Annotated in this window: 3 protein-coding genes; 1 reads left to right on the forward strand and 2 read right to left on the reverse strand. The window is 45.8% G+C overall.

The window, feature by feature from the left end; genetic code table 11:
- Positions 1–204: 204 nt before the first annotated feature.
- The gene (cysZ, locus tag B3180_RS00160) at positions 205–945 is read left to right on the forward strand and encodes a sulfate transporter CysZ (protein WP_199494166.1); all 741 of its coding nucleotides are present in this window, start codon (positions 205–207) and stop codon (positions 943–945) included.
- A gap of 25 nt (positions 946–970) precedes the next feature.
- Here the strand turns inward: cysZ and rmuC are convergent, their stop codons facing one another.
- A complete protein-coding gene (gene rmuC, locus B3180_RS00165) occupies positions 971–2314 on the reverse strand; it encodes a DNA recombination protein RmuC (protein WP_054488348.1) in 1344 nt (447 codons plus the stop codon).
- On the reverse strand, positions 2314–2952 hold a 639-nt coding region (locus tag B3180_RS00170; RefSeq protein WP_286842140.1), incomplete at its 5' end, for a fumarate hydratase C-terminal domain-containing protein. The genes B3180_RS00170 and rmuC, both read right to left, overlap by 1 nt.

Here is a 2952-nt window from a genome sequence, read left to right on the forward strand (position 1 = left end):
CTCTTTGGTTGGATCCACAAAAGATTTAAAACCAACCAGTTTGATGTGTTTTAGGCGCATTCAGTTGTTTTTATTCGTTATTAGCACGACAGTTTATTATCACAAGACTCTAGCAGATCCGGTAGCCATTTGTAACAATTTAGCCCTCACATTGCCACTGTATTGCCTTATTATAATAAGCAAATTTAAACCTCTGGAGTTTTCATGCAAAAAGCAGCCTACAGCGATTCTGGACTTGCTTACATAGGTCGAGGGTTACAACTTATCCGAACTAAGGGCCTTCGTCGTTACGTCGTAGTACCTATTCTGACCAACCTTATCCTGTTCTCGCTTGCTTTCAGCTGGCTGTATAGCCAAGTCGACTATTGGTTGAATCGCTTTATGAGCTGGCTGCCCGACTTTTTCCAATGGCTGGAATTTCTTTTATGGCCACTTGCAGTTATTACCATTATCGCGCTCTTCTCGTTTATTTTTAGCACCATCATGCATTTAATTGCGGCCCCTTTTAACGGGCTTCTGGCAGAAAAAGTAGAGCGCTATGAAAGCGGTGAGAGCTTAGGCGACGAGGGATTCTTAGGTCTGTTTAAAGACATTCCAAGAACTTTAAAACGGGAAATGCAGAAACTCATGTATTACATTCCCCGAGCGCTTGGCTTTTTTCTGTTGTCGCTCATTATTCCCGTTATCGGGCAGGTGCTTTGGTATATCTTTGTTTGCTGGATGATGTCGATACAGTACCTTGATTACCCGTTCGATAATCACAAACTGTCCTTCCCGAGGATGCGTTCCGAGTTGCATAAACGTCGCGGTAAAACACTGGGCTTTGGTTTCGGTGTCACCGTACTAACCATGATACCACTGATTAATTTAATTATTATGCCGCTGGCGGTTTGTGGCGCGACCTCATTGTGGGTTGATCATTATCGTCGCAGTGCATTAAGTTGATAAAAGTAAATGACTGAGCGTTGGCTCAGTCGTTTTTCTTATCTGCACCATCGGATTCAATACCTTCCGGAGAGGTTTCTTCGGAATCAAGGTAATCCGGATTTAATCGCTTATTCGTTTGCACACCCATCTGACGGAATTTATCCACTCGGCCAATGAGGTTACCGCGCCCGGTACTCAGCTTCTTCATGGCTTCCTGATAACGGTTATCCAACGTTTGTAAGCCGTTACCAATTTTTTCTAAATCTTCAACAAAACCCACAAACTTGTCGTACAAACGTGCGGCATCGGTCGCTATTTTTTCAGCATTCTGGTTCTGATACTCATACTGCCAGATGTTGTGAACGGTACGCAGCGCAACCAGTAAATTCGTAGGACTTACCAGCATAATCTGGTTGTCCAGCGCCAGCCGAATAAGTTCAGGATCACGATCAACCGCCAGCAAGAACGCCGGCTCAATAGGAATAAACATCAACACGTAATCCAGCGTGCGTAACCCTTCCAGTTGATGGTAGCTCTTTTTACCCAACTGTTTTATGTGTTGCTTTAGCGACTGGACATGCTCATTTAACGCCCGTTCGCGGTCTGCATCATCGTCAGAATTAAAATACCGCTCATAAGCCGACAAACTAACTTTTGAGTCGATAACTACGTCTTTTTTATTCGGCAAATGCACAATCACATCGGGCTTGAACGACTTGCCGTCTTCGTCGCGGTGATGCGCTTGTGTCTGATACTCGTGCCCTTCACGCAGACCGGACTGCTCCAGAATACGCTCCAGTACTACCTCGCCCCAGTTACCCTGTTGCTTGGTGTCGCCTTTTAGTGCGCGGGTTAATGCTTCAGCTTCAGACGCCATTTGGCGATTCAAATCCTTAAGCGACATAACCTCATTTTTTAAAGCAGAGCGCTCTTTGGTTTCGTCAGTATACTGCTGAGTAATTTGCTTTTTAAACGCATCAATTTGTTGTTTGAAAGGCTCCAGCGTAGCCTGCAAGGACTGTTGATGATGCTGTTGCAGTCCTTTCGACTTTTCATCGAAAATACGATTTGCTAGGTTTTCAAACTGTTGGGTCAGACGTTCTTCACTGACTTTTAATAAGTTCAGCTTCTCTTCTGCGGTTTTCTGCTCATGCTCAGCCCGAGCTAAAGTTTCACGCAAACGGCTGTCTTTTTCATACACTTCACGCTGAAGCTCATCAACGCGCTCACGAAGAATATCCGAGTCCTGTTCCAGTGCCGTATTTTGCTGCTCTGCCTGTAAACGCAAACGGCGCTGCTGTTGCCAAAGCAACAACAACGCCGTAATGACAGTCACAACCGGCACTCCAATTATTGCCATCCATTGCCACAGTGCCAGCGACATCATTAAGCTCCTAATTTTTCATTGAGGTCAGCAATTTTGGCTTTCCAAATAGCAGGACCTTGAGTATGCGCGTTTTGACCATCGCTATCCACAGCAACAGTGACCGGCATGTCTTCCACTTCAAATTCGTAAATGGCTTCCATACCTAAATCTTCAAAGGCCACCACACGAGATTTCTTAATAGCTTTAGCCACTAAGTAAGCCGCGCCGCCAACGGCCATCAGATAAACGGCTTTGTGCTTACGAATACTTTCTACGGCTTCAGGGCCACGCTCTGCTTTACCGACCATGCCGATAATGCCGGCTTCTTCCAGCATCTGATCAGTAAATTTATCCATACGAGTTGAGGTTGTAGGACCTGCCGGACCAACAACTTCATCGCCCACAGGATCTACCGGCCCTACGTAGTAAATAAAGCGGTTGTTGAAATCAACCGGTAGTTTTTCGCCGTTATCCAGCATGCCTTTAATGCGCTTGTGAGCGGCATCCCGACCAGTGAGTAACTTACCGGACAAGAGCACAGTTTCACCCATTTTCCAGTCCTGAATGTCTTCTTTAGTTACTTCATCCAGGTTCACCCGACGAGCATCATCGCCTAGCTCAAAGGTGACATCCGGCCAGTCTTCCAGTTTCGGCGATGT

Source organism: Idiomarina sp. UBA4206, assembly GCF_002383015.1.
GTDB classification, from domain to species: domain Bacteria; phylum Pseudomonadota; class Gammaproteobacteria; order Enterobacterales; family Alteromonadaceae; genus Idiomarina; species Idiomarina abyssalis.

What these genes read in the sequence shown, in the direction of transcription:
- rmuC (WP_054488348.1), bottom strand. Translation starts at nt 2,314, where the DNA reads ATGATGTCGCTGGCACTGTGGCAATGGATGGCAATAATTGGAGTGCCG.
- cysZ (WP_199494166.1), top strand. Translation starts at nt 205, where the DNA reads ATGCAAAAAGCAGCCTACAGCGATTCTGGACTTGCTTACATAGGTCGA.